Source organism: Rahnella sp. 2050, assembly GCF_040544515.1.
Lineage (GTDB): Bacteria > Pseudomonadota > Gammaproteobacteria > Enterobacterales > Enterobacteriaceae > Rahnella > Rahnella aceris.
In genome coordinates, this window is sequence record NZ_JBEPKE010000004.1 from 348,511 (window position 1) to 374,678 (window position 26,168).

The 26,168-nt window shown below is 53.1% G+C and carries 24 protein-coding genes; 17 read left to right on the forward strand and 7 right to left on the reverse strand.

Annotated elements, in window-relative coordinates; translation table 11 throughout:
• Positions 1–48 precede the first annotated feature (48 nt).
• The 6 genes from aroB (at position 49) to trpS (ending at position 5,643) form a co-directional block, all read left to right on the forward strand.
• A complete protein-coding gene (aroB, locus tag ABIC79_RS17630; RefSeq protein ID WP_013573616.1) occupies positions 49–1,131 on the forward strand; it encodes a 3-dehydroquinate synthase in 1,083 nt (360 codons plus the stop codon).
• Between the two features lie 127 nt (positions 1,132–1,258).
• Positions 1,259–2,308 (forward strand): SPOR domain-containing protein, encoded by a 1,050-nt coding sequence (locus tag ABIC79_RS17635; RefSeq protein ID WP_112151928.1) that lies wholly within the window; start codon positions 1,259–1,261, stop codon positions 2,306–2,308.
• An 82-nt stretch (positions 2,309–2,390) separates the two neighbouring features.
• Entirely contained in the window at positions 2,391–3,206 is an 816-nt protein-coding gene (gene dam / locus ABIC79_RS17640) for an adenine-specific DNA-methyltransferase (RefSeq protein WP_013573618.1), read from the forward strand.
• 50 nt (positions 3,207–3,256) lie between these two features.
• Entirely contained in the window at positions 3,257–3,934 is a 678-nt protein-coding gene (gene rpe / locus ABIC79_RS17645; RefSeq protein WP_014333544.1) for a ribulose-phosphate 3-epimerase, read from the forward strand.
• On the forward strand, positions 3,927–4,625 hold the full coding sequence (locus tag ABIC79_RS17650) for a phosphoglycolate phosphatase (RefSeq protein ID WP_013573620.1): 699 nt from the start codon (positions 3,927–3,929) through the stop codon (positions 4,623–4,625). Before rpe ends, ABIC79_RS17650 begins: the two co-directional genes overlap by 8 nt.
• Before the next feature lies 1 nt (position 4,626).
• Positions 4,627–5,643: a tryptophan--tRNA ligase gene (gene trpS, locus ABIC79_RS17655; protein WP_013573621.1), complete on the forward strand. Its 1,017-nt coding sequence runs from the start codon at positions 4,627–4,629 to the stop codon at positions 5,641–5,643.
• Positions 5,644–5,722: 79 nt separating this feature from the next.
• Here trpS and cysG read toward each other — a convergent pair whose 3' ends face one another.
• The 3 genes from cysG to nirB all read right to left on the reverse strand — a co-directional run bounded on the left by cysG (position 5,723) and on the right by nirB (position 10,108).
• Positions 5,723–7,117: a siroheme synthase CysG gene (gene cysG, locus ABIC79_RS17660; protein WP_013573622.1), complete on the reverse strand. Its 1,395-nt coding sequence runs from the start codon at positions 7,115–7,117 to the stop codon at positions 5,723–5,725.
• A 91-nt stretch (positions 7,118–7,208) separates the two neighbouring features.
• Positions 7,209–7,559 (reverse strand): nitrite reductase small subunit NirD, encoded by a 351-nt coding sequence (gene nirD, locus ABIC79_RS17665; RefSeq protein ID WP_112198416.1) that lies wholly within the window; start codon positions 7,557–7,559, stop codon positions 7,209–7,211.
• The gene (gene nirB / locus ABIC79_RS17670) at positions 7,556–10,108 is read right to left on the reverse strand and encodes a nitrite reductase large subunit NirB (RefSeq protein ID WP_013573624.1); all 2,553 of its coding nucleotides are present in this window, start codon (positions 10,106–10,108) and stop codon (positions 7,556–7,558) included. Before nirB ends, nirD begins: the two co-directional genes overlap by 4 nt.
• A 223-nt stretch (positions 10,109–10,331) precedes the next feature.
• On the opposite strand from nirB, the gene ABIC79_RS17675 reads away from it, so the two are divergent.
• From ABIC79_RS17675 to argD, 8 genes are all read left to right on the forward strand, one after another.
• Complete coding sequence (locus ABIC79_RS17675; RefSeq protein ID WP_013573625.1) at positions 10,332–11,615, forward strand: cytosine deaminase; 1,284 nt, start codon at positions 10,332–10,334, stop codon at positions 11,613–11,615.
• Between the two features lie 145 nt (positions 11,616–11,760).
• Positions 11,761–12,327 (forward strand): peptidylprolyl isomerase A, encoded by a 567-nt coding sequence (gene ppiA / locus ABIC79_RS17680; protein ID WP_013573626.1) that lies wholly within the window; start codon positions 11,761–11,763, stop codon positions 12,325–12,327.
• Positions 12,328–12,468: 141 nt separating this feature from the next.
• Positions 12,469–13,992: a helicase HerA-like C-terminal domain-containing protein gene (locus tag ABIC79_RS17685; RefSeq protein WP_126124591.1), complete on the forward strand. Its 1,524-nt coding sequence runs from the start codon at positions 12,469–12,471 to the stop codon at positions 13,990–13,992.
• A 243-nt stretch (positions 13,993–14,235) separates the two neighbouring features.
• The gene (locus tag ABIC79_RS17690) at positions 14,236–15,441 is read left to right on the forward strand and encodes an aldose 1-epimerase family protein (protein ID WP_013573628.1); all 1,206 of its coding nucleotides are present in this window, start codon (positions 14,236–14,238) and stop codon (positions 15,439–15,441) included.
• Positions 15,442–15,538: 97 nt separating this feature from the next.
• A complete protein-coding gene (locus ABIC79_RS17695; protein ID WP_013573629.1) occupies positions 15,539–15,709 on the forward strand; it encodes a YhfG family protein in 171 nt (56 codons plus the stop codon).
• On the forward strand, positions 15,699–16,301 hold the full coding sequence (locus ABIC79_RS17700) for a putative adenosine monophosphate-protein transferase Fic (protein ID WP_014411515.1): 603 nt from the start codon (positions 15,699–15,701) through the stop codon (positions 16,299–16,301). The genes ABIC79_RS17695 and ABIC79_RS17700 overlap by 11 nt, the downstream gene beginning before the upstream one ends.
• 76 nt (positions 16,302–16,377) lie before the next feature.
• Complete coding sequence (locus tag ABIC79_RS17705) at positions 16,378–16,953, forward strand: aminodeoxychorismate synthase component II (protein ID WP_013573631.1); 576 nt, start codon at positions 16,378–16,380, stop codon at positions 16,951–16,953.
• A gap of 123 nt (positions 16,954–17,076) precedes the next feature.
• Entirely contained in the window at positions 17,077–18,294 is a 1,218-nt protein-coding gene (gene argD / locus ABIC79_RS17710; protein WP_354567978.1) for a bifunctional acetylornithine/succinyldiaminopimelate transaminase, read from the forward strand.
• 695 nt (positions 18,295–18,989) lie between these two features.
• On the opposite strand, the gene ABIC79_RS17715 is transcribed toward argD, so the two are convergent.
• Complete coding sequence (locus tag ABIC79_RS17715) at positions 18,990–21,065, reverse strand: YccS/YhfK family putative transporter (RefSeq protein WP_119261126.1); 2,076 nt, start codon at positions 21,063–21,065, stop codon at positions 18,990–18,992.
• 61 nt (positions 21,066–21,126) lie between these two features.
• The gene (gene crp / locus ABIC79_RS17720) at positions 21,127–21,759 is read right to left on the reverse strand and encodes a cAMP-activated global transcriptional regulator CRP (protein WP_013573634.1); all 633 of its coding nucleotides are present in this window, start codon (positions 21,757–21,759) and stop codon (positions 21,127–21,129) included.
• Between the two features lie 362 nt (positions 21,760–22,121).
• Here crp and ABIC79_RS17725 point away from each other — a divergent pair, with 362 nt between their 5' ends.
• Entirely contained in the window at positions 22,122–22,529 is a 408-nt protein-coding gene (locus tag ABIC79_RS17725) for an OsmC family protein (protein ID WP_013573635.1), read from the forward strand.
• Between the two features lie 3 nt (positions 22,530–22,532).
• On the opposite strand, the gene ABIC79_RS17730 is transcribed toward ABIC79_RS17725, so the two are convergent.
• Positions 22,533–23,402, reverse strand: coding sequence for a phosphoribulokinase (locus ABIC79_RS17730; RefSeq protein WP_013573636.1), 870 nt, complete (start codon positions 23,400–23,402; stop codon positions 22,533–22,535).
• A gap of 135 nt (positions 23,403–23,537) precedes the next feature.
• Positions 23,538–24,452, reverse strand: a complete 915-nt coding sequence (gene allS / locus ABIC79_RS17735) for an HTH-type transcriptional activator AllS (protein ID WP_112151925.1) — start codon at positions 24,450–24,452, stop codon at positions 23,538–23,540.
• Between the two features lie 214 nt (positions 24,453–24,666).
• Between allS and ABIC79_RS17740 the strand changes: the two genes are divergently transcribed.
• Both ABIC79_RS17740 and allR read left to right on the forward strand, forming a co-directional pair.
• The gene (locus tag ABIC79_RS17740) at positions 24,667–25,173 is read left to right on the forward strand and encodes an ureidoglycolate lyase (RefSeq protein WP_013573638.1); all 507 of its coding nucleotides are present in this window, start codon (positions 24,667–24,669) and stop codon (positions 25,171–25,173) included.
• Between the two features lie 86 nt (positions 25,174–25,259).
• Positions 25,260–26,069 (forward strand): HTH-type transcriptional repressor AllR, encoded by an 810-nt coding sequence (gene allR / locus ABIC79_RS17745; RefSeq protein ID WP_013573639.1) that lies wholly within the window; start codon positions 25,260–25,262, stop codon positions 26,067–26,069.
• Positions 26,070–26,168: the final 99 nt, after the last annotated feature.

A 26,168-nucleotide genomic window follows, 5' to 3' on the forward strand; every position in this document is an offset into this window, starting at 1 on the left:
TCCATCATTGCCTGAGGGTGTCAGTTAAAGAAGGTCACAGAGCACGACATGGAGAGGATTACCGTAACGTTAGGGGAGCGTAGCTACCCCATTACGATTGCTGCCGGATTGTTCCACGATCCGGCTTCTTTTATGCCGGTAAAGGCAGGCGATCAGGTCATGATAGTGACCAATGAAACCCTTGCCCCTCTCTATCTGGATGCAATTCGTTCAGTGCTGGAGCAGGCAGGCGTTCGTGTTGATCAGGTCATTTTGCCTGATGGTGAACAATACAAATCCCTGACTGTTCTAAATGACGTGTTCTCCGCGCTACTCGAAAAGCCGCACGGACGTGATACGACTCTGATCGCTCTTGGTGGTGGCGTAGTCGGTGATTTAACCGGCTTCGCTGCAGCCAGTTATCAGCGCGGTGTACGCTTTGTTCAGGTGCCAACCACGCTGCTTTCTCAGGTTGATTCCTCCGTTGGCGGTAAAACAGCGGTAAACCATCCGCTCGGAAAAAACATGATCGGCGCTTTTTATCAGCCTGCGTCGGTGGTGGTTGATCTCGACTGTCTGCGAACTCTGCCTGCCCGTGAAATGTCATCGGGTCTTGCGGAAGTTATCAAATACGGCATTATTTTGGATGCTGATTTCTTTGTGTGGCTTGAAGACAACATGGATGCTTTACTGGCGCTGGATATGAATGCGCTGGCGTATTGCATCCGTCGTTGCTGCGAGCTGAAAGCCGAGGTTGTGGCTGCCGATGAACGTGAAAACGGACTGCGCGCCTTGCTGAATCTGGGCCATACTTACGGCCATGCTATTGAAGCAGAAATGGGTTACGGTAACTGGTTACATGGCGAAGCTGTGGCAGCTGGAATGGTGATGGCGTGTTATACAGCTCATCGCCTGGGGCAGTTCAGTCTGGGTGATATCGCCCGGGTGAAAGCCCTGCTGACCCGCGCAGGTTTGCCTGTGACGGGCCCCGAAGTTATGGACGCGCAGTCTTATCTGCCGCACATGATGCGTGATAAGAAAGTACTGGCTGGCGAGCTGCGTCTGGTTTTACCGAAAGCAATTGGTCAGTCTGAAGTACGCTCCGGCGTATCGCATGAAATGGTGCTGGCTTCGATTGAAGATTGCCGTTAAGACTGTGGCCATAATGATGGCCAGATAACGACCGATTTTACGTTTGCCAGCAAAGCTTTATATTTTTAGTCAGGATAGTTGCTCCGCGTAAAGCCTCTTGAGGCTTTTGCCGGGTTGGAGGTTTTAGATGGATGATTTAACACCGGAAGACGATCTCAAACCAGACACCAGCGATCGCCGCCCACCGCGCGCGCGCAAACCGTCTCCTTCCATTCCAAAAGTCGCTGTATCCCGTCAGTACGTGATGATCGGCATCGGGATTGTGGTGCTGGTATTGCTGATTGTCGGTATCGGCTCAGCCATGAAGTCACCTTCCTCCAGCCAGCCTGCTCAGCAGACCAATGGTCCGAAAGACATCAGTCTCTCAGGTAACGATGCTGCGGCACCTGCTCAACCTTCTGCTCAGGCTCAGGCTAATACGGCGCAAGCCGTAGACGGTCAACAGCCAGCTGATGGCCAGCAACCGAAGAGTATCGGTTTACCGCCAGTTTCCCCGACACCAACCGAAGCCGAGCCTGTTCCCAATAATGGTCAGGCGAAAGAACGTGTCGATTTGCCGGGTGATATGAGCGATGCGCTTTCTTCCCAGCAAAATCAGGTCGATGGCGTGGCACAAGGCAGTATGGCACCTGCGGCTCAGTCACTGACTTCTTTGCCGACCGCACCAGCGACCGTCAACGGTTCAGCTCATACTCAGGCGCCGGCAGGTTCTCAGCCGTCAGCCACCCATGTACGTCCGGCACAGTCTTCGCGTAATGCGCAGCCTGCTCATACCTCGAAACAGGCTGAGCATAAGACATCAGCAACGGCGTCGCATACCGCGAAAACGCCGGCAACCAAATCCTCCGCGTCACCTGCTCCGGTTGCCTCTGCACCGGCAACAGCTTCTGGCAGCACGTCTGCCATTAAGTCTGCGCCAGGTACGCACTTTACCCTGCAACTGAGCGGCGCTTCTCAGTCCAATACACTGAATGCGTTTGCAAAACAGCAGGGCCTGAAAAATTATCTGGTTTATCAGACCGCCCGCGACGGGAAGCCGTGGTTTGTACTGGTGAGTGGTAACTACGCTTCTTCTGCAGAAGCCAAACGTGCTATTTCCAGCTTGCCTGCGGAAGTTCAGGCGAAAAAACCGTGGGTCAAGCCTGTACATCAGGTACAGCAAGACCTGAAAAAATGAAACTGATCTCAACGCGATTTGCTGTCTAAAAACAGGATACAATCCGCGGCTGTGAATTGTATATAAGTAGCTAACTGACGGCATGAAGAAGAACCGCGCGTTTTTGAAGTGGGCTGGCGGCAAATACCCGCTGATTGATGACATCAAACGTCATCTTCCGGTGGGAGATTGTCTGATTGAGCCTTTTGTTGGCGCGGGCTCCGTATTTTTGAATACCGAGTATGACGCTTATATTCTGGCGGACATCAATAGCGACCTGATCAATCTCTACAACATTGTGAAGACACGCACTGAAGAATTTGTGCGTGATGCTCACGTGCTTTTTACGCCAGAGTTTAACGAATCAGATCGTTTTTACGGCCTGAGGGCTGAGTTTAATGCCAGCAGCGATACTTATCGTCGCTCGGTACTTTTCCTCTATCTTAACCGCCATTGTTACAACGGCCTGTGTCGTTATAATCTCAGTGGCGCGTTTAATGTGCCTTTCGGGCGTTATAAAAAGCCTTATTTTCCTGAAGAAGAACTCTACTGGTTTGCTGAAAAAGCGAAGAATGCAGTATTCGTGTGTGAGCATTATCAGGACACGTTGCTGAAAGCGCAGTCTGGCTCGGTGGTTTATTGTGATCCGCCTTATGCCCCGCTTTCTGCGACAGCAAATTTTACGGCGTACCACACCAACAGTTTTAGCATGGATGATCAGCGTAATCTGGCTCGTCTGGCGTATCAGCTTTCCAATGAGAACGATGTGCCGGTGCTGATTTCCAACCACGAAACACCACTTACGCTGGAATGGTATGCACAGGCGAAACAGCTGCACCGCGTGTCAGCGCGCCGCACTATCAGCAGTAAAGTTGCCCAGCGCAGCATGGTGAATGAACTTTTAGCGCTATATCGCTGATTACCGGCCAAGCGGTGATCATCGGATAAACCTATCGTTTGGAGAAGCGGATGAAACAGTTTTTGATTGCACCGTCCATTCTGTCTGCTGACTTTGCCCGTTTGGGCGAAGACACAGCGAAAGCTCTGGAAGCGGGCGGAGATGTGGTCCATTTTGATGTGATGGACAACCACTACGTCCCCAATCTGACGATGGGGCCAGCCATTCTTAAATCACTGCGTAACTACGGCATTACCGCGCCGATCGATGTTCACCTGATGGTCAAACCGGTTGATCGTCTGATCCCGGATTTTGCCGAAGCCGGTGCCTCTTACATTACTTTCCATCCCGAAGCGTCCGAGCATGTTGACCGCTCCCTGCAGCTGATTAAAAGCCATGGCTGTAAAGCCGGTCTGGTGTTTAACCCGGCAACCTCCCTGAGCTATCTCGAATACGTGATGGATAAACTCGACGTGATCCTGCTGATGTCAGTTAATCCTGGCTTCGGCGGGCAGTCGTTTATTCCAGGCACACTGGATAAACTGCGTCAGGTTCGCAAGATTATTGATGCCAGCGGTTATGACATTCGTCTGGAAGTAGACGGTGGTGTGAAAGCCGAAAATATCGGCGAAATCGCCGCTGCCGGTGCAGATATGTTTGTCGCCGGTTCCGCTATCTTCAATCAGCCGGATTACCGCACGGTGATTGACCATATGCGCAGTGAACTGGCTAAGGTCTCACATGACTGAAATTCTCGCCGCCCGCGGTTTAGGTTTTGACCTCGACGGTACGCTGGTCGACAGCGCGCCGGGTCTCTCTGAAGCCATGGATATGGCGCTGCGTGATTTCAATTTACCTGTCGCAGGCGTTGAGCGTCTCAGTACCTGGATTGGCAATGGTGCTGACGTGATGGTTGAACGTGCCGTTCGCTGGGCCGAAGGTGATTTGTCGCCAGAGTTTCTGCAGAAAGTGCGCGATAAATTCGATCACTATTATGCCGATACTGCCGCAGGTGGCAGCCGTTTATACCCGCAAGTCAAAGAGACGCTGGCTGCACTGGCCGCAGCCGGGCTGCCAATGGGGCTGGTGACCAACAAACCCACGCCTTTCATCGCGCCTTTGTTGCAATCGTTGGGTATCGACAGCTATTTCACGGTCGTGATTGGCGGCGACGATGTTGTGGCGAAAAAACCGCATCCGGCACCGGTCTACATGACCCTGGCACTGCTCGGATTGCGCGCCAGTGAAATGGTTTTTGTCGGTGATTCTCGCAATGATATTCATGCTGCGCAGGCCGCTGGTTGTCCGTGTGTGGGCATGACTTACGGCTATAACTACGGTGAAACTATCGCGCTGACCAAACCCGATCGCGTACTGGATAATTTCGCCGACCTTTTGCCCACTTTAGGGCTGTTATCTTTAAAAGATCAGGAAGCATAAAATGAGTAAACCCATCGTATTTAGTGGCGCACAGCCCTCAGGCGAATTGACCATTGGCAACTACATGGGTGCGCTGCGTCAATGGGTCAAAATGCAGGACGATTACGAATGCATTTACTGCATCGTCGATTTGCACGCGATCACCGTGCGTCAGGATGCGGAAAAGCTGCGCAAAGCGACGCTGGACACGCTGGCGCTGTATCTGGCGGTCGGCATTGATCCGAAGAAAAGTACCATCTTCGTGCAGTCTCATGTTCCTGAACATAGTCAGCTAAGCTGGGCGCTGAATTGCTACACCTATTTCGGTGAGCTGGGTCGTATGACGCAGTTTAAAGACAAATCAGCGCGCTATGAAACCTCCAACAGCGAAAGCATCACTGCTGGCCTGTTTGATTATCCGGTGCTGATGGCGGCGGATATTCTGCTGTACCAGACCAATCAGGTGCCGGTTGGTGAAGACCAGAAACAACATCTGGAACTGAGCCGCGATATCGCCGCACGTTTCAACGCGCTTTATGGTGATGTGTTTACCGTGCCGGAGCCGTTCATTCCGAAATCCGGTGCACGCGTGATGTCATTGCAGGAACCGACCAAGAAGATGTCAAAGTCGGATGACAACCGTAAAAACGTGATTGGCCTGCTGGAAGATCCGAAAGCGGTGACCAAAAAAATTAAAAGCGCGATGACGGATTCTGAAGAGCCGCCAGTCATCCGTTACGATATTAAAAACAAGCCGGGCGTTTCTAACCTGCTGGATATCCTTTCTGGTGTGACGGGCAAAGCCATTCCTGAGCTGGAAGCTGAATTTGAAGGCCAGATGTATGGTCATCTGAAAGGTGCCGTTGCTGAAGCGGTTTCAGGCATGCTCACTGAAGTGCAGGAACGTTTTAACCGCTTCCGCAGTGACGAAGCTTACCTGCAACAGGTCATGAAAGAAGGGGCTGAGAAAGCCCGTGCCCGTGCCAGCGTGACGCTGAAGAAGGCCTACGAAGCTATTGGCTTCGTTACTCTTCCCTAATTTCTGCTTTGGCCGTTAAATCAAAACCACGTCTTTGGACGTGGTTTTTTGCTTTCAGATCCTCAGTAAACCGCTGTGCTCAATCCGATGGCATCGCTACGGTTTCGCTGGCAAACCAGTTGAGTTTCTGACGTAAGCTCACCACGCTGCCGACAATAATCAGACTGGGGCTTTGCACCTTTTTCGCCAGATTTTCGAGCTCTGTGAGCTTCCCTGTCACCACTCGTTGTTGCTGGCTGGTGCCGTTTTCTACCAGTGCGACAGGCGTTTCTGCTGCCAGGCCATTCTCCAGCAACCGGCGCTGGATCTCTCCGGCCTGCGTAAGCCCCATATAAAACACCAGTGTTTGCTGAGTTTGCGCCATGCAGGCCCAGTCTAAAACTCCATCCTGCTTCGCATGGCCGGTGATCAGCCGCACGCTTTGCGCGTGGTCGCGGTGGGTCAGCGGAATACCGCTGTAAGCGGAACAACCGGAGGCCGCCGTGATGCCAGGTACCACGGAAAATGCGATACCTGCGGCTTTCAGTGCTTCCAGTTCTTCGCCGCCACGACCAAAGATAAACGGATCGCCCCCTTTGAGACGGACAACGCGTTTGCCCATCTGCGCCTGTTCCAGCAGGATTTCATTGATGCGCTCCTGCGGCACACAATGGTGTCCGGCACGTTTGCCCACGAAAATCCGCTCCGCGTCGCGACGTGCCAGATTCAGCACGCTGTCAGAAACCAGCCGGTCGTAAACCACCACGTCGGCCAGTTGCATCTGTTGCAAGCCTTTGAGCGTCAGTAATCCGGCATCCCCCGGTCCGGCGCCGACCAGAATCACTTCGCCATGTTTGTCCACAGGCTCGCGGAATAATTCTTCAAGGTATTCGTGGCTTTGCACGTTGTCATTGTTCGCCAGCGACTGCGCCAGGCGATGATGATTAAACAGTTTTTCCCACCAGCGACGGCGCTCAGAAGCATCAGGAAAATGTGTTTTTACCCTCGCCCGCAATCCGCCCGCGACCTGTGCCAGTTTGCCCAGATGCTGTGGCAGAATGGATTCCAGACGTTCGCGCAGCAAACGCGCGAGTACCGGCGCATTACCGCCGGAAGACACCGCGATCATCAGCGGAGAACGGTCAATGATCGACGGCATGATCACGCTGGCACTTTCCGGCGCATCGACCACGTTGCAGAACACGCGGCGGTGATCTGCGGCTTCGCTGACTTCCTGATTCACCAGATCGGAATCGGTCGCAGCGATCACCAGCCATTTTTCATCCACCAGCAGCGGTGAGAATTCACCGCGTAACAGGCGGACTTTGCCTTCATCTGCCCAGATCTGAAATTGCGGCGTAAAGGTGAGGGCGTTCACCGTTAGTTTTGCGCCAGCTTCCAGCAGCAAACGCGCTTTACGCTCTGCAACATCACCGGCACCGACCAGTAAGCAGGCTCTGTTTTTTAACTGACAAAAAAGGGGCAGGTAATCCATAGATAATATTCTCTGAGGCGGCGTTCTTTGAAATAGCGTTCTTTGGAATGAATAATAACGCCGCCTGGAGGCGGCGTGGAAGGCGCGGCGTTTAGCCGATTTCAGCCCGAAGCCTGGCGGTGTTGATTTCCACATTTCCGTTCTGTACGCGGACCTCGTAAGCCGGAATCGAATACTGCTCGTCTTCCATGCAGACACCGTCGGTCAGGCGGAAATGCTGTTTTTTCAGCGGACTGGCTACCCAAAGCTCGCCCTGATGTTCAGCGATAATCCCGCGTGACAGCACGCTGGCCTGTGCGAAAGGGTCGATGTTCGACAGCGCAAAAATCTGCTCATCAGCATAAGGACGAAACAGCGCGACCTGCTGATCGCCTGCCAGTGCGCAAACACCGCATGCAGGCAGGATCTGGTCGACAGAACAAAGCGTTAACCATTGGCTCATAATACTTCCTCCCCGTCGGCGATTTGTCTTACCGGGATACGTTCGTCAGGACGCGCCGGACGATGCTGCTGACGCTCACCGACGAACTGCACGTTCGGGTCACGCTGGCTGCTGTTGATAAAGTGACTGAAGCGGGTTTGCGCCGCCGGATCGTTCAGCGTTTCCTGCCATTCACAAACCGCTGAGTCGCGCAGGCGTGTCAGTTCGGCTTCAAGCTGGTCGTTAAGTCCCAGTTTGTTATCGATGATGACTTTACGCAGGTAGTCGATACCGCCTTCGAGATTGTCCATCCAGACCGAGGTACGTTGCAGTTTATCGGCAGTGCGGATGTAGAACATCATGAAACGGTCGAGATAACGCAGCAGGGTGTCGTTATCCAGATCGGCGGCCAGTAAATCACCGTGCCGTGGTTTCATGCCGCCGTTGCCGCAGACATACAGGTTCCAGCCGTTTTCCGTGGCGATAATCCCGACATCTTTGCCCTGTGCTTCCGAGCATTCACGGGTACAACCGGACACGCCAAATTTCATTTTGTGGGGCGTGCGGATGCCTTTGTAGCGGTTTTCCAGGCTGATGCCGAAACCGAGGCTGTCGCCCACGCCGTAACGGCACCAGGTGCTGCCGACGCAGGTTTTTGCCATACGCAGGGCTTTGGCATAGGCCTGACCGGTTTCGAAGCCAGCGTTAATCAGTTTCTGCCAGATGGCGGGTAAATCGTCCTTTTGCGCGCCGAACATGCCGATACGCTGCGAGCCGGTAATTTTGGTGTAGAGATTGTATTCAGCTGCGATTTCACCAATTGCCTGCAAGCCTTGCGGTGTGATTTCACCGCCCGGCGAGCGCGGTATAACGGAATAGGTACCGTCTTTTTGCATGTTAGCAAGGAACACATCGTTGGTATCCTGCAATGGCGTGTGCTGCGGTTTCAGCACGTAATCGTTCCAGCAGGAAGCCAGCAGCGATCCGACGGTCGGTTTACAGACTTCACAACCGTAGCCTTTGCCGTATTTATTCAGCAAGTCGTCGAATGAGCGGATACCTTCCACGCGGATCAGGTGATAAAGCTCCTGGCGCGAATAGGCGAAGTGTTCGCACAGATGATGGTTAACTTCGATGCCTTGTTTGCTGAGTTCAGCATTTAGCACCTGCGTTACCAGCGGGATACAGCCGCCGCAACCGGTACCGGCTTTGGTCGCCGATTTTAGTGCCGCCACGGTGTGACAACCGCCCTGAACCGCTTTGATGATATCGCCTTTGGTGACGTCAAAACACGAACAGATTTGCGCGCTTTCCGGCAGGGCATCGGTGCCAATCACCGCGCCACCGCTGCCTGCGTGAGCGGGCAGGATCAGCGCATCGGGATTTTCCGGCAGTGGAATACTGTTCAGCACCAGTTGCAGCAGATTGCCGTAATCGCTGGTATCACCGACCAGCACGGCACCGAGCAGCGTTTTATTGTCTTCGCTGACCACCAGGCGTTTGTACAACGCTTTGGTTTCATCCAGATAAACGTAGCTGCGTGCGCCCGGCGTGCGGGCATGCGCGTCGCCGATACCGGCCACATCCACACCTAACAGTTTCAGTTTGGCGCTCATGTCTGCGCCGGTGAAGGCGTTATCGCGACCGAGTAAATGATCAGCGGTGACCTGCGCCATTTTGTAGCCCGGTGCCACCAGACCGAAAGTACGCTGATTCCACGAAGCACATTCGCCGATGGCGTACACATCCGGGTCACTGGTCTGGCACTGGTCGTTAATCACAATGCCACCGCGCGGAGCGATCTCTAAATCACACTGGCGCGCCAGTTTGTCCTGCGGACGGATACCGGTGGAGAATACGATGAAATCGACTTCAAGGAAGGTGCCATCGGCGAACTCCATCGTTTTACGGGCAGACGTGCCGCCCTGAACAATCTGTTGAGTATTTTTGGCGGTGTGGACGCGTACGCCCATGCTTTCGATTTTCTGGCGTAGCTGGCTGCCGCCCTGCGTATCGAGTTGTTCCGCCATCAGGCCGGGGGCGAATTCTACCACGTGGGTTTCAACCCCGAGGTTTTTCAATGCACCGGCGGCTTCAAGGCCGAGTAAACCGCCGCCGACCACGGCACCGCGTTTGCTACGACGGGCGCAGGATTCGATGGCATGTAAGTCTTCAATGGTGCGGTAAACGAAGCAATCCTGACTGTCAGAACCCGCGATCGGCGGCACCCACGGGTAGGAGCCGGTGGCGATAATCAGTTTGTCGTAATACACCGTGCGGCCGCTGCTGGAATGAATGACTTTTTCACTGCGGTTGAGCGTAATCGCCCGTTCGCCAATCAGCACATTGACGTTATGTTTTTCGTAGAATCCTTCGCGAACCAGCGACAGTTCTTCGGCAGTATGATGTGAAAAATAAGAGGAAAGATGGACGCGGTCATAGGCCACGCGCGGCTCTTCACAAAATACCGTGATATCGAACTGGCCCGGTTCTGCTTTATCCAGTAAATCTTCGATAAAGCGATGGCCGACCATGCCGTTGCCAATAATCGCGATTCTGACTTTGCTCATAATTGCCTCAATATTGATTTTCTGAGGCTAAACATAACCCGCGCGTAACAGGGGGTATTGATGCAAATCAAGCCAGTTCCAATATACTCCTTAGGGGGTATTTGACTGATTTTATTGGGTTTTTACGTAACCTTTCGATTTATAAACACTTTCAGGCTATTGTTCTAAGATTGGCTTTAACATCACCGACAACGCAGTCTTACTAAAAATGATGAGGTAACGCGTGACGAAAACTCTTTTGCGTACCGTGAAAAATGTACGGTTGCCTGACCGGGAAGGGTTGTGGCAGATAGATATCGAAGGCGGCGTGATACGCCAGATTGTCCCTCAATGGGATAATGCCGACTATGGCGAGCATATCCTGGATGCTGAAGGGGGGTTGGCAATCCCTCCTTTTATCGAGCCGCACATTCATCTCGATACCACTCAAACCGCCGGTCAGCCAGCGTGGAATCAGTCCGGTACGTTATTTGAAGGCATTGAACGCTGGGCAGAACGCAAGGCGCTGTTGTCGCATGAAGACGTCAAACAGCGCGCCTGGCAAACGCTGAAGTGGCAGATAGCCAACGGCATCCAGCATGTGCGCACCCATGTGGATGTGTCTGATCCGACGCTGACGGCACTCAAAGCCATGCTGGAAGTGAAAGCTGAAGTCGCGCCGTGGGTCACGCTGCAAATTGTGGCGTTTCCGCAGGAAGGCATCATGTCGTACCCGAACGGCGAAGCCTTGCTGGAAGAGGCGCTGAAGCTGGGCGCTGACGTCGTCGGTGCGATTCCCCATTTCGAGTTCACCCGCGAATACGGTGTGGAATCGCTGCATAAAACCTTCGAACTGGCGAAAAAATACGACAAGCTGATCGACGTCCATTGCGATGAAATTGACGATGAGCAGTCGCGTTTTGTCGAAACTGTGGCCGCGCTGGCCCTGCGTGAAAACATGGGCGCTCGCGTTACCGCCAGCCATACCACCGCGATGCATTCCTATAACGGCGCGTACACTTCGCGTTTATTCCGCTTGCTGAAAATGTCAGGTATCAACTTTGTCGCCAATCCGCTGGTCAATATCCACCTGCAGGGACGGTTTGACACCTATCCGAAACGCCGCGGTATTACGCGTGTGAAAGAAATGCTGGAGGCGGGGATCAACGTCTGTTTCGGCCATGATGATGTGTTTGACCCGTGGTATCCGCTCGGCACCGCCAATATGTTGCAGGTACTGCACATGGGGCTGCATGTCTGTCAGCTGATGGGGTATCAGCAAATTAATGACGGGCTGAAGCTCATCACCACCTACAGCGCCCGCACTATGAATCTGCAAGGTTACGGTCTGGAAAGTGGCTATGCTGCCAGCCTGGTGATCCTGCCAGCACAAAGTGGTTTCGACGCGGTGCGCCGCCAGACACCGGTACAATATTCTCTGCGCGAGGGCGTACTGATCGCGCAAACACAGCTGGCAAAAACCCTCATCCATCTTGATGAAGATCACGCTGTGGATTTCAACAGCTAAGGCAGTGAAAAATATGATGTAATATTCTGAAATAATTGGAATATTTATTCCCAAGCGTAAATAAAGGTAAAGGTCTGGCGCTAAGCGTAAAGCCTCTTTAGAATCAGTGGGATCTGTTGTTTGTATTCTGAAGAAAGGAACCGTCATGTTTAAACGTACTTTAGTGGCCCTGACTGCGCTGCTATCCCTGACTGCAATGGAGCCTGTTCTTGCGGCCGCCCAAACCCATGTCATGCTGACCACTTCAGCGGGGAATATCGAATTGGAACTCGACAGTGCGAAGGCACCGGTTTCTGTGAAGAATTTCGTTGATTACGCTCAGAGCGGCTATTACAACAACACCATTTTCCACCGCGTGATCCCGGGCTTCATGGTGCAGGGTGGCGGTTTTACGGCTGACATGCAGCAAAAAGCGCCCAAAGAGCCGATCAAGAACGAAGCGGACAATGGCCTGCGTAACCTGCGCGGCACCATCGCCATGGCGCGTACTGCCGATAAAGACAGCGCGACCAGCCAGTTCTTCATCAACGTGGCAGATAACGCCTTCCTCGATCACGGTCAGCGTGATTTCGGCTATGCCGTATTCGGTAAAGTCATTAAAGGCATGGATGTGGTAGACAAAATGTCTCAGGTCAAAACGGATAATGTCGGGCCTTACCAGAACGTGCCGACGACGCCGATTGTGATCCTGTCTGCGAAAGTGCTGCCTTAATTTTTCAGCCCTTCCTCCAGAATACTGTTTTTCTAAGCCTCCGGTTCCGGGGGCTTTTTATTGCCTATTTATTGACGCCCCTTTGATGAGACTTATAGTTTTATAGAAAGCTCCCCGCCTCCCACTTTCAAGGACAATGAAATGAGTGAAGCCCGTCTGATTGCCAAAGCCATGAATGAAGGTAAACCGGTACAGGATCTGGTGATCCTTCCTGCGCTGGCGAACCGACATGGACTGATTACCGGCGCGACCGGTACCGGTAAAACCGTCACGCTGCAACGAATGGCCGAGCAGTTTTCCCGTATCGGTATTCCGGTTTTTCTGGCCGATGTGAAAGGGGATTTATCCGGTATTGGTGCTGAAGGTGTGGCGTCGGAAAAACTCGCCGTGCGGTTGAATGATATTGGCGTGACGGACTGGCAGCCGCAGGCATGCAGCATTATCCCGTGGGATATCTTTGGTGAAAAAGGCCATCCGATCCGCGCGACGATTTCTGACCTCGGGCCGCTGCTGCTGGCGCGATTGCTCGATCTTAATGACGTGCAAAGCGGCGTGCTGCAACTGGTGTTTAAGATTGCCGACGACAACGGCTTGTTGCTGCTCGATATGAAAGATTTGCGTGCCATGGTGCAGTTTACCGGTGATAACGCTAAACAGTTCCAGACGCAGTACGGCAATATTTCTTCCGCTTCCATCGGCGCCATTCAGCGAGGCTTGCTGACGCTGGAAGGCCAGGGCGCAAATCAGTTCTTCGGTGAGCCGATGCTGGATATTAATGACCTGATGAAAACCGACAAGAAAGGCCACGGTATTATCAACCTGCTGGCCGCGGATAAGCTGATTAATCAGCCTAAACTCTACTCCGTTTTCCTGCTGTGGCTGCTGGCTGAACTGTTTGAGCATCTGCCGGAAGTCGGTGACCCTGAGCAGCCCAAACTGGTGTTCTTCTTTGACGAAGCTCATCTGCTGTTCAATGACGCCCCGCAGGCGCTGCTGACAAAAATTGAACAGGTCGTGCGGCTGATCCGCTCCAAAGGCGTGGGAATTTACTTCGTGACGCAAAACCCGCTGGATATTCCTGACAGCGTGCTCGGGCAGCTCGGTAACCGCGTACAGCATGCCTTACGCGCCTTTACGCCGCGTGACCAGAAAGCGGTCAAAGCGGCGGCGCAAACACTGCGCGCGAATCCGGCTTTCGACGCTGAAACGGCGATCACTGAACTGGGCGTTGGCGAGGCGCTGGTGTCATTTCTGGATGAAAAGGGGCGTCCTGAAATCGTTGAGCGGGCGATGGTGATAGCGCCGGAATCGAAAATGGGCATGACTGGCGACGACGAACGTAACAAAGCGATCAACCAGTCGCCTCTGTATGGTCGCTATGAAGACAGCATAGACCGTGAATCGGCCTACGAAAAAATCACCGCACAAGGTTTCGGCACGATCAACACACCGCAATCCACAGGCCCGGCCAAACCGGCGGCGCAAACCCCTTCCGGCGGTGGGCTGATGGGTGGACTGAATGAAATATTGTTCGGCAGCATCGGACCACGGGGGGGGAAACGTGACGGTGTGGTACAGGTTGCGGCAAAAAGCATGGCGCGTGATTTAGGTCGTCAGATCCTGCGTGGGGTTCTCGGTTCCATTATGGGAGGCCGTAAAAAGTAACATCCTTCTGCTAACGCGTATAAGCTGAAACGCATCAGCTTATGCGCGTCTCTTCCTGCCTGAGATCTCAGTTTCATTTGCAATTTCTCTCTGAAATTACGATTTTTTGCGAGGTCTGGCACGTTACTGCCTGTCATTTAGCATAAAAACCGCTCAACTTGAAGGCTGTCACGTTTTTCGCCTGCCGGACTTTGTAGGCTGAATTGCTTTTGGGCTAAATCAATTCAGCAAAAAGGGGTTATTGTGAAAAAATTACTCGTTACCGGGATCGTTCTGGGGCTTTTTTCGTGGCAGGCCACTGCACAAACCATCGTGCTGACGGATGCTGAAGCCGGTACAGAACTGGGAAACTGGAAGACTGACAACAAAAAGCTGAACATCGCGGGCGCGGATTTCAGCATCGAACAAAAAGTGCTTCACGGTGGCAAACAGGAAGGGTCAAAAGTCATCACTATTACCAGCAAAGGGCTGACGATTGCACTGAGCCCGACGCGCGGGATGGATTTACTGCACGTGACCGGCGATAACATCCGCTTAGGTTGGGATTCTCCGGTTCAGGAGGTGGTGAATCCGGCCTATATCAACCTTGAAAGCCGTAACGGTGTGGGCTGGCTGGAAGGTTTCAACGAAATGATGGTGCGTTGCGGCTTTGAATGGACCGGACATCCTGTTACTGCTGACGGCATGATTTACACGCTGCACGGTCGGGCGGGCAATACACCAGCCTCGAAAGTGGTGGTTGATATTGCCGATAAAGCCCCTTATGAAATCACGGTGCGCGGCTTGCTGAAAGAAGACACCTTTAAGAAAGCCAAGCTGGAAACCTGGACTGAGCTGCGTTACGTGCCGGGTAGTCATTCGTGGACCATCCACGACACCCTGACTAACCAGTCGGATTATCCGCACGACTACCAGATTATTTATCACAGTAATTTCGGTCAGCCGATCCTTGAGCAGGGCGCCCGTTTCATTGCGCCGCTGAAATCAATTTCTCCGTTCAATGATTACGCCAAAAAAGGTTTAGCAGACTGGCAGACTTACGCCGGGCCAACCAAAGGCTTCGACGAGATGGTCTTTAACATGGTTCCGCTGGCGGATGCACAGGGTAAAACCATTGCTGGCGTAGTGAACAAAGCGGGCAACAAAGGAGCATCGATTGAATTCGATACCCATCAGTTGCCGCTGCTGACGCTGTGGAAAAACACCGACACTCTGAAGCAGGGTTACGTTACGGGTATTGAACCGGGCACCAACTATGCGTATCCGGTCACTATCGAACGTAAACAAGGCCGCGTGAAACAACTGCAACCCGGCCAGAGCACGGTGTTTGAACTGAAATATTCACTTCTGCCTGATGCGCAGGCGGTGAAACAGCTTGAGGATCGCGTGAAAACGCTTCAGGCAGATCATAAAACAGACGTGAACGAGACCCCTATCGCTGTTGAATAATCCGAGTTTAGGGCGCTGAAGCTGGCGCCCTTTTTTCTCTGTCTATACTTAACTCCACAAGGTATGTGCCCGAATGGCTGTACCCAGGGAGGAAATAATGGCGAAGAAATTGACACTCAGGCAGCAGGAAAAACTTTTTCGCGAACGTCAGCGGCAGAACTTTCAGGCCAGTAGCGCGCTGGATGGTTTGCAGGTTGAGGTTATCACGTTAGACAACGAACAAATTTCACAACGCCTCACCGAACTGAGGAAGCACTATGAACGATAAACTCGTGCCCGGTGCCGACCCTTACTATTATACCGGCATCAATGTGCTGAAAAACCGGCTGGAAATCCGTGAAGAACATCGTCTGTTGCAGGCCGAACTCGCATTTACTGCCCTGCGCGCGTCAGCGATGCCGCTTGGGCCTGCGGTGATGGGACTGCCGCATCTGTGTGCGGTGCATCTGTCTTTGTTCCAGGATATTTACGCCTGGGCAGGCGAGTTCCGTGAAATCGATATCTACAAGGATGACACTCAGTTTTGCCATTTCGAATACATCGAAAAAGAGGGCAACGCGCTGATGCAGGAGCTTGAAGAAGAAGCGTTTCTGGTCGGGTTACCCCTGGATAATCTCGCTGAGCGTCTGGCTCACTATTACACCGGCCTGAATCTGCTGCATCCGTTCCGCGAAGGTAACGGACGTGCGCTGCGGATCTTCATCGAGCAACTGGTCATTCATGCTGGCTACGATATTGACTGGTCCAAAGTGGATCGTGAGCGCTGGCTGGCGGCCAATAAAACGGCGGTGTTTGGTGATGAATCCGAGCTGGTGGCAATTTTTAATACTGTTGTCAGTGAAATCCCGGAAGAACATTGATCGACAAAATACTGAGCCTGAGCTGAAAAATGCGTAGAATTGCCCGGTAAATTTTCCGACTTTTACCGGGTACACTATGCTGCTGCTGATCGACAACTACGATTCCTTCACCTACAACCTCTATCAATATTTTTGCGAGCTAGGTGCAGAGGTGAAAGTGATGCGTAATGATCAGCTGACGCTCACCGACATTGAACAGCTTTCCCCCTCACATCTGGTGATTTCTCCCGGTCCGTGTACGCCTGATCAGGCTGGCATTTCCCTGCAAGCGATTGCCCATTTCTCCGACCGTTTACCGATACTTGGCGTGTGCCTCGGGCATCAGGCGATGGCGCAGGCGTTCGGCGCGAGCATCGTCCGCGCCCGGCAGGCCATTCACGGCAAAACATCCCCTGTCCGCCATACCGGCAGGAGTGTCTTTACCGGGCTGAATAATCCGCTGACCGTGACGCGCTACCATTCGCTGGTGGTCGCGCCACAGACGCTGCCCGATTGTTTCGAGGTTACTGCATGGACAGAACGGGATGGTGGTCGTGACGACATTATGGGCATCATGCACAAAACCTTGCCGCTGCATGGCGTTCAGTTCCATCCTGAAAGCATTTTGAGCGAGCAGGGGCATCAGCTTTTGGATAATTTCCTTAAAATCTAATCAGTTAATATTGCTGAAAAAATTACTTACCCATCAGATGCGATTTCTGTTTGCCTGTGTGTGATTTTTTATGCATATTTTGTGATTATATTTTCATATCAATGGTCGTGAGGGAGAAGGGTAATGGCGGAAAAATCATCGGTAGATCGGGGCACATTCGATAGAGTTATTTTGCCGGTTTATTCACCTGCGAAATTCATTCCCGTGAAAGGTAAAGGCAGTCGCGTGTGGGATCAGCAAGGGAACGAGTATGTTGATTTCGCCGGGGGTATCGCTGTGACGGCGCTTGGACATTGCCATCCGGCACTGGTGAAAGCGTTGCAAGAGCAGGGCGAAACCCTGTGGCATGTCAGTAACGTATTTACCAATGAACCCGCCCTTCGACTGGCGCAGAAGCTGATCGACGCCACCTTTGCCGACCGCGTATTCTTCGCCAACTCCGGCGCTGAAGCCAACGAAGCGGCCTTTAAACTGGCGCGCTATTACGCTTCGCACCGTCACAGCCCGTACAAAAGTAAGATCATCGCTTTCCATAATGCCTTCCACGGTCGCACGCTGTTCACGGTTTCCGTGGGTGGCCAGCCGAAATACTCCGACGGCTTCGGCCCGAAACCCGCTGATATTGTGCACGTGCCGTTCAACGATCTGGATGCCGTAAAAGCGGTGATCGACGACCACACCTGCGCCATTGTTGTCGAGCCTGTGCAAGGGGAGGGCGGTGTCACACCTGCGACCAAAGCGTTTCTGCAAGGTCTGCGTGAGCTTTGTGACAAACATCAGGCGCTGCTGGTGCTGGATGAAGTACAAAGCGGCATGGGGCGCAGCGGCAAGTTGTTCAGCTACATGCATTACGGCGTGACGCCGGACATCCTGACCACTGCTAAAGCGCTCGGCGGCGGTTTCCCGGTTTCCGCCATGCTGGCAACCGAAGACGTGGCCTCGGTGATGGAACCGGGCAAACATGGCACCACCTACGGCGGTAACCCGCTGGCCTGCGCCGTCGCTGAAGCCGCGCTGGATATCATCAATACGCCAGACGTGCTGGCCGGGATCAACGAGCGCCGCGAGAAATTCATCAGCGCGCTGGAGGCCATCAACCAGAAATATCACATCTTCAGCGAGTTCCGCGGTCAGGGGTTGCTGATCGGCGCCGAGCTTTCTGATGCGTATAAAAACCGCGCCGGAGAATTCCATGCCGCCGCGGCAGAATTCGGATTGATGATGCTGGTCGCCGGACCAAACGTGATGCGGTTTGCGCCATCGCTTGTTATCGACTTCGCGGATATTGAAGAAGGGATGGAAAGGTTTGAGAAAGCCGTGGGGAAAGTTTGCGGGGGGTGATCCCCACGCCTCCGTCTTTAAACGCTTGATCGAGACAATTTCGGTTTCTCACTAACATTTATCACATGGCCTCTCGCGCCGAAACCGACCAAGAGGGAAAAGTGCTTTTTCCCTCTTGGATCTCCCTTCGCTTTTTCACTGCGCGCTGTCGCGGGCACGGCGGACATGTTCTGGCGCATTAGTGTGTGGCGCAAAATGTCATCGCTGCGCGATTCCCGAATTTCAGGCTTCGAGCCATAGGTCTCGAACCGTTCATTCGGTGCCATTTTTGAGCACGCCAATCGACATTTCTAAAAGATAAAACCCTTCTCCTTTTGAATTTAGAATCCTGCGGGCGATTCAGAAATCTTGCTGAACGGAGCGGCTTCGAGACCAGTGGCTCGAAGACCGAGAGAAGGAACCGCAACGCGGCAAGATTTCCAGCCTGTCGCTGTGGTTGCTGGAACATAGCCTACGAGCGAAGCGCGCAGTTTAAGACGTGGAGATTCCAAAGAGGGCTCGTCTTAGCCCTCTTTGGTCGGTTTCGGCTCGGTGAGTTAAGCGAACACGGCAATTGAAAAACCGAAACTTTCTCAATCCGTTTAAAAGAACGCCAGTACACGGCATCCGTACTTGAGAAACCGAGATATTCGCAATTTCAAAAAGCAGTCTGGCTGCAAGCCAGTAAAACGGGGATTTGAAAGGGGCATCCCCCTTCACGCCCGCCGCGTCAGCCAGATCCCATGATGCGGCCTCTGCTTCCACGCCAGTGACGAGATGGTATGCATCACGCTGAGATGTGAAATTACGCGCCGCAGATGGCGTTCCATTTCGGTCAGTGGCATATCCGGGTGAAGTTCCGGCGCATTAAACAGGTTGTTCTCGCTGCCCGGCCCGTCGTAGAGCAGTCGTTGCTGACAGCTTTGCAGCGCGATTTCGCAGGTCTGTAAATACTCTGTCGCCAGTTTTTCCGGCAGCATGTAATGCTCGCGGGCGAGGATCGTCATCGCGTTGATATGCTCAACCACAAACTGACTGTGCGTCACCCACAAACGCATATCCGCCAGATAATGTGAGTTAAAACCCGGCTCCTGCATCGCCTGATTTAGCGAAGTGAACAGCTTATTGTGCGCCTGATTGACCTGCATACGGGTGTACGCCAGTTTGGCGGTGTCGGGGCTTTCCTCGAGCAGCAGGCGGATAGCGTCCTGATAGATTTCCAGCGCCTGGTGTGCATTCTGGCGCAGCAAACCGCTTTGCCATTGCGGCCACAGCCAGATAGTGCCACCAAAGGCCAGCGCGCAGCCGATCAGGGTATCGACCAGTCGTGGTACCAGAAAATGCACGCCGTTCATCGCCAGCAATTGCAGGGTATACACTGCAGTCACCGTCATGCCGACCATCGCCAGTCCGTAGTTTTTGCGCAGAACGGTATAGGACAACAGGGTGATCAGCAACATGCACAGCAGCGTGGTGCCTTCCGGCAGTTCCAGTTTGAGCAAGCCTGAGGCAATCAGCAATCCGGCCAGCGTACCGAGTGCACGGTGCTGGATCCTCACCCGCGTGGCGTTATAACCGTTCTGGCTGACCAACATGATAGTCAGCAAGATCCAGTAGGGTTTGGGCAAATTGAAGAACAGACCCAGACTGCTGCCAATCGCCAGAATAATGCCCAAACGTGCGGCATTACGCAGTGCCACGGATTTGAAGGAAAGATAGCTTTTCAGCGCGGGCCAGAAGGGCAAACGCGGCTGGGTGTTCATCAGGTCACGTTTGTACAACGGCCGCTGTGTGCGTAACAGACGGGCAATGCGGCTGAAATGGTAATAACAAAACTGACCTACCGGATTGTCCGGGTTGCGCGCGGCGATTTTCTCCAGCGCGGTCAGCTCATTGGCCATCGTAAAGCGCCCGGATAAACGGTGATAAAGAATATCGTCGGCAATCACCCGAAGACGGGTGGAAATCACCTGTGCATTTCGGCGGATAACCGCTTCGGCATGGCTTTCCTCCACCAGTTTCTGCACTTCTTCCGGCTGATGCAGGCTCACTGTAATGTGCTCCTGCAAATCGAGCGCCACCTGAAAACGCTGAAACAGCCGCTTATGGTGATGATGATGTCCGTGCTGGGGCAACATGTGTAATTGCTGATAAAGCAGGGCAATCAGGTCGATAACCTGCTGCTGGCGGGCTAGCAGTGGGGGTAACGCGGTTTCGGGATCGGTATGTTGCGTCAGCAGGCTGTACTTGGCTTCGAAATAATCCGCGAGTTGCAGATAGAGCTGGCTGAGTGTTTCGCGCATCGGCTGTTCTTCCGAAATACGAAACCACGCCCAGTTAAACAATCCGTACCAGGCTGTGCCAGCGGCGAACAACACCGGGGCCTGCCACATCGGGCGCACGCCCACCATACTCAGCGTGAAGATAGTCGCCACCAGCGCACCGGGCAGCAGGCGCGCATGCAGCGGGCTGATTTCACCGGTGACGCCGAGCAGTAACGCCAGCGACAGCATGATCAGCGGCAGCGGTATATGCCAGCTTTCGAGCATCAGTTGCAGCAGAAGGCTGCTCACGGCAAAGAGTGAACCGCCGACGAGCAGGCGTTTGAAAAAGCGTTTATGCGGGGTATCCAGACCGGCGATGTTACAACAGGCCGGGCAGAGGGAAAACAGCAGGCCCATTTGCAAATTGCCAAACAGCCAGCAAATGCCAACAGGTAAGCACAACACCAGCGTCTGGCGCAGCGCGTAGTTCACTTCAGGATGGTAAAACAGTCTTCGCCATAGCGTCATGGGTAAAGCTTAGCCCATAAAAAAGGCGCGACAGTGTTTTGCCGCGCCAATTTTTGAGGGATTAACGTGTGCCGTAAACGACAATCGTTTTACCGTGTGCGGAGATCAGGCTTTGATCTTCCAGCATTTTGAGAATGCGTCCGACTGTTTCACGTGAACAACCGACGATTTGGCCAATTTCCTGGCGGGTAATCTTGATTTGCATCCCGTCCGGATGGGTCATTGCATCAGGCTGTTTAGCCAGATTGAGCAAGGTTTGAGCGATACGACCGGTAACGTCAAGGAAGGCAAGGTTGCCGACTTTCTCTGACGTCACTTGCAGACGGTTGGCCATCTGCGCGGAGAGACGCATCAGAATATCCGGGTTAACCTGAATCAGCTGGCGGAATTTTTTATATGAAATTTCAGCCACTTCACAGGCAGTTTTAGCACGTACCCAGGCACTGCGTTCCTGACCTTCTTCGAAGAGTCCCAGCTCACCGATGAAGTCACCTTGGTTAAGGTAGGACAGTATCATTTCCTTGCCTTCTTCATCTTTAATCAGGACAGCAACTGACCCTTTCACGATGTAGTAAAGCGTTTCGGCTTTTTCACCCTGGTGAATCAGCGTACTTTTAGAAGGATACTTATGTATATGACAGTGAGACAGGAACCATTCAAGAGTCGGGTCTGTTTGTGGCTTGCCGAGAACCATTTGCTATTATCCTCTGTTGTTATCGCTGCCCAAAATCACAGGGCTCAGAGTTCCCTGTACGGCACTTCAAATCCAAAGCGCCCTTTCAGCATATAACTCTCCAGAAATGCTGCAAGCGGATGTCGGAGTGCAACAGCCTGTTTATTGCTGTCATCACCGTGGGTTCTGTACTTAAACCGCAAAAACCGTCACCGCAATTTACTGGAAAGTATGTTTCGGCTTTGTTTGTAGCACAGGTTTGAGATGCTGTCTTCTGTTGTCTCGCTTCAGCATGATGGCGATCGGGTTACGTTGCCAGATTTTAGGTGAAAGGGTACTCTGAGAGCAGATTTCGACAAGTTTATTCACCGGGAGAATAGTTCATGCATGCACGTGTCAAATGGGTTGAAGGACTGACATTTTTAGGTGAGTCTGCATCGGGTCATCAGATTTCAATGGATGGAAACGCGGGTGATAAAGCCCCAAGCCCGATGGAAATGTTACTGATGTCCGCAGGGGGGTGTAGTGCAATCGACGTGGTGTCAATTTTGCAAAAAGGTCGTAATGACGTGCGTGATTGTGAAGTGAAGCTGACCTCACAACGCCGCGAAGAAGCGCCGCGTCTGTTCACTCACATCAATCTGCATTTTATCGTCACCGGTAAGGATCTGACCGATAAGATTGTTGAACGTGCGGTCAGCCTGTCTGCCGAAAAATACTGTTCTGTGTCTCTGATGCTGGGTAAAGCGGCCACAATCACCCACAGCTTTGAAGTGATTGCAGCCGAATAAAGTTTACTCGATCTTCTTGCCTTCCATCAGGCGCTGCACCAGCGGCGCCATGATCAGCTCCATCGCCAGCCCCATTTTGCCGCCCGGCACCACCAGTGTTTTGATGTGCGAGATAAACGACCCTTGCAGCATGGCCAGCAGATACGGGAAATCGATGTCATCCAGTCCCTGAAAATGAATCACCACAAAGCTTTCATCCAGTGACGGAATGGCTTTGGCGGCAAACGGGTTCGAGGTGTCGATGGTGGGTACCCGCTGGAAATTGATGTGTGTGCGGGAAAACTGCGGCGTAATGTAATTGATATAGTCATCCATCGAACGCACGACGGAATCCATCACCGCTTCACGGGAATGCCCGCGCTCGCCGGTATCGCGCACCAGTTTCTGGATCCATTCGAGGTTGACGATAGGCACTACGCCGACCAGCAGGTCGACCTGCGCGGCAACGTCAATTTTGTCCGCCACCACACCACCGTGTAACCCTTCGTAAAACAAAATATCCGTCGGTTCCGGCAACGCCTGCCACGGCGTAAAGGTACCCGGCACCTGATTGTAGGGAACGGCTTCGTCATAAGTATGCAGATACTTACGTGAACGGCCAGTGCCGGTTTTACCGTATTCGATAAAGCTTTTTTCCAGCAAACCAAAGTCATTGGCTTCCGGCCCGAAGTAGCTGATATGACGTCCCAGATCGCGCGCCTTGCGTATTGCCGCATCCATTTCAGGACGGGTGAAATGATGAAAACTGTCGCCTTCCAGTTCCGCCGCACGCAAACCAAGCTGCTGAAATATTTTACGAAATGCCACGCTGGTGGTCGTGGTGCCTGCACCGCTCGAACCGGTCACGGCAATAACAGGATGTTTGGCTGACATAATGCGCTGTTCTCCATAAAGGTGATGCAGGCAGGCGAGACGCGGTCTTTTCTGTGGTCGAAGATCTGGCGTCAAGGCTGCGCATAATTAAGCCTATTGTTACCATATTTATTCGCGAAGCCAAAGAGGGCATCACTATTCTAAACCCGCCAGCAACGGTTGGATCAGCGGGTCTTTCTGGTGGAACAGAGAAACAATGTCATGCAGCGCCTTGCCTGTGTACTCCTTTTTCCACGCCAGACTGAGCGGGGAAGGGGCGCGCGGATAGCGGATTTGCCGGGCGATCAGCTCGCCGCTGTCGAGATATGGCTGGCACAGATGGCGCGGCAGAAAACCGATACCCATTCCCTTCAGGTGACAGGCCAGTTTAGTCGCCACATCTGCCACGATGATCTGCCGTTGCCCGGTCAGCAACCAGGCTACCCGCTTGTTCAGATGGCGCGAGGTGTCTTCCACATTGATGGCAATGTACTGACGCAACACCGCTTCTTCCAGCATGCCAGTGATGTGCTGCAGCGGATGAAAGGGCGCATGAACAAAAATCCAGTCCACTTCACCCAGCGGCAGCAGATTCACGGCGTTAGAAAGAGATTCGGTGCCGGTGACGCCAATCGCCAGCTGAAAATCTTCGTACAGCAGCGTATCCCATACCCCCATGTAAATCTGTCGTGTGAAAGTGAACTGCGTGAACGGGTAGCGCTGCGTCAGACAGCTTAATAACGCCGCCAGAGTTTCAGGGCAGTACATCAGATTGTTCACCACCACATTCAGCTGGCGCTCAATGCCGTCGTTAATCTGCTGCAGTTCTGCCGGTACACCCTCCAGCCAGGTTAGCCACTGGCGACATCGTTCAAGCAGATGCTGTCCGGCGGGCGTCAGCGACACCGTACGGGTCGTGCGGTTGAGCAATAACGTCCCGGCACTGTCTTCCAGCATCTTAATTCGATAGCTGATGGTCGCGGGCGTTTTATGCAGCATCTCTGCCGCGCGGGAAAAGCTGCCTGTTTGCGCGACGTGCATAAAGGTTTTAATCGACTCCTCATCCAGCATAGGTCACCTGAAGTAATGTTAATGCATTGAATGAAAAAGATTTTATAGATTTAACCTGATGAGAATTGTGGACTTCATCAATTTTATGGAATCTTTTTCCATATTTCGATTGAGCAAGTTGGAAAAAGTTTCTACAGTAATTGCATTGAGGATAAATCCGCCAATCTGGCGGGCTTATCTCACCGGTTTTATTTTAAATGCAGGGATGAATGCCATGGAACTTCCGGTTTACCCGCTGACCCAGGCGGCCTTCGCGGTTTACGGCGATGTGATTGAGACGACAGGTCGCGATTTTTTTCATATCAACGACGGCAAGGTTGAGCGGTACCACGATCTGACCAACGTGGAAATCCTCGGGCAGGATCGCCCGCTGGTGAGCATCAACCGCGCCCAGCCAGCACCGTTGCCCATTGTGGTGACGCAACTCGAAAAACACCCGCTCGGTTCACAGGCGTTTGTGCCGATGCAGGGCGAGCGCTTTATCGTGATTGTTGCGGCAGGGGGCGAGACGCCGGACATCTCCACGCTGAAAGCCTTTATCACCAACGGCCTGCAGGGCGTGAATTATCACCGGAATGTCTGGCACCATCCGCTGTTTGCGTTTGAGACGGTGACGAATTTTCTCACCGTCGATCGTGGCGGCGCAGACAACTGTGATATCAGTCAGTTACCTCAGGGCTATCAGCTTATTTTACCCGTTGCGGCGGGATTAAAGTCGTGACGCTATAAAGCATCTTGCATAAGATACAAGCATCTGAAAACAAGCGAAACGCGGGCGCTCAGCGCCTGATGCTGGAGAAATGTGAGATGGCCGAAGTAAAAAAACGGGGGCGTCCTAGCCAGCCTGGTTCTGGTTCGCAAAAGGGCGCTCAGGCCTTAGAACGCGGCATTGCGGTGTTGAATTATCTGGCGCAGTCCGGCGGCAGTTCTTCTGTCAGCAACATTGCAGAGAATTTGTCGCTGCCCCTTTCCACCACCTTTCGACTGCTGAAAGTGCTGGAAGAGGCCGATTTTGTTTATCAGGATGCGCAACTGAGCTGGTGGCACATCGGCTTACAGGCGTTTACGGTCGGATCGTCTTATATCCATAACCGGGATGTATTGTCAGTCGCCGCGCCTTATATGCAGCGCCTGATGTTGTTGTCGGGCGAAACGGCCAATCTGGCGATCCGCAACGGTTTCGAAGCGGTACTGATCGGCCAGCGGGAATGCCAGTCGATGGTGCGGATGTGCGCGCCGCTTGGCAGCCGTCTGCCACTGCATGCCTCCGGTGCCGGGAAAGCGTTGCTGTATTCGCTGGATGACGAGGCGCTGATGAGCCTGATGATGCAGGCGGGGTTGAAGAACTTTACGACGCACACGCTGGATAATCTGAATGCGTTGAAAAAGGATCTGCAACACGCGCGTCAGCAGGGGTTTGCACAGGACAGCGAAGAGCATGTGACAGGGCTGAACTGTCTGGCCTCGGCGATTTTTGACAGCAATAACAATGCGGTGGCGGCGATTTCGATCTCCGGCCCCAGCTCCCGCTTAACGACGGAGCGTTTTACCGATTTAGGCGAACTGGTGCGGGATACCGCGCGTGACATCAGTCTGGCCCTGGGCCAGCGCCACTAACCGGTTCGTCCTGCGATCCCCGCTCTGTCGTGAGCGGGATTTTTTTCAGTTAAATTAAAGTTGGAAACTTTTTCCGTTATTTTATGCAAAGCGGAATTA

Bases quoted from the DNA above. Each gene is read 5' to 3' on its own strand.
- aroB (WP_013573616.1), top strand. From the start codon at position 49: ATGGAGAGGATTACCGTAACGTTAGGGGAGCGTAGCTACCCCATTACG.
- ABIC79_RS17635 (WP_112151928.1), top strand. From the start codon at position 1,259: ATGGATGATTTAACACCGGAAGACGATCTCAAACCAGACACCAGCGAT.
- dam (WP_013573618.1), top strand. From the start codon at position 2,391: ATGAAGAAGAACCGCGCGTTTTTGAAGTGGGCTGGCGGCAAATACCCG.
- rpe (WP_014333544.1), top strand. From the start codon at position 3,257: ATGAAACAGTTTTTGATTGCACCGTCCATTCTGTCTGCTGACTTTGCC.
- ABIC79_RS17650 (WP_013573620.1), top strand. From the start codon at position 3,927: ATGACTGAAATTCTCGCCGCCCGCGGTTTAGGTTTTGACCTCGACGGT.
- trpS (WP_013573621.1), top strand. From the start codon at position 4,627: ATGAGTAAACCCATCGTATTTAGTGGCGCACAGCCCTCAGGCGAATTG.
- cysG (WP_013573622.1), bottom strand. From the start codon at position 7,117: ATGGATTACCTGCCCCTTTTTTGTCAGTTAAAAAACAGAGCCTGCTTA.
- nirD (WP_112198416.1), bottom strand. From the start codon at position 7,559: ATGAGCCAATGGTTAACGCTTTGTTCTGTCGACCAGATCCTGCCTGCA.
- nirB (WP_013573624.1), bottom strand. From the start codon at position 10,108: ATGAGCAAAGTCAGAATCGCGATTATTGGCAACGGCATGGTCGGCCAT.
- ppiA (WP_013573626.1), top strand. From the start codon at position 11,761: ATGTTTAAACGTACTTTAGTGGCCCTGACTGCGCTGCTATCCCTGACT.
- ABIC79_RS17685 (WP_126124591.1), top strand. From the start codon at position 12,469: ATGAGTGAAGCCCGTCTGATTGCCAAAGCCATGAATGAAGGTAAACCG.
- ABIC79_RS17695 (WP_013573629.1), top strand. From the start codon at position 15,539: ATGGCGAAGAAATTGACACTCAGGCAGCAGGAAAAACTTTTTCGCGAA.
- ABIC79_RS17700 (WP_014411515.1), top strand. From the start codon at position 15,699: ATGAACGATAAACTCGTGCCCGGTGCCGACCCTTACTATTATACCGGC.
- ABIC79_RS17705 (WP_013573631.1), top strand. From the start codon at position 16,378: ATGCTGCTGCTGATCGACAACTACGATTCCTTCACCTACAACCTCTAT.
- argD (WP_354567978.1), top strand. From the start codon at position 17,077: ATGGCGGAAAAATCATCGGTAGATCGGGGCACATTCGATAGAGTTATT.
- ABIC79_RS17715 (WP_119261126.1), bottom strand. From the start codon at position 21,065: ATGACGCTATGGCGAAGACTGTTTTACCATCCTGAAGTGAACTACGCG.
- crp (WP_013573634.1), bottom strand. From the start codon at position 21,759: ATGGTTCTCGGCAAGCCACAAACAGACCCGACTCTTGAATGGTTCCTG.
- ABIC79_RS17725 (WP_013573635.1), top strand. From the start codon at position 22,122: ATGCATGCACGTGTCAAATGGGTTGAAGGACTGACATTTTTAGGTGAG.
- ABIC79_RS17730 (WP_013573636.1), bottom strand. From the start codon at position 23,402: ATGTCAGCCAAACATCCTGTTATTGCCGTGACCGGTTCGAGCGGTGCA.
- allS (WP_112151925.1), bottom strand. From the start codon at position 24,452: ATGCTGGATGAGGAGTCGATTAAAACCTTTATGCACGTCGCGCAAACA.
- ABIC79_RS17740 (WP_013573638.1), top strand. From the start codon at position 24,667: ATGGAACTTCCGGTTTACCCGCTGACCCAGGCGGCCTTCGCGGTTTAC.
- allR (WP_013573639.1), top strand. From the start codon at position 25,260: ATGGCCGAAGTAAAAAAACGGGGGCGTCCTAGCCAGCCTGGTTCTGGT.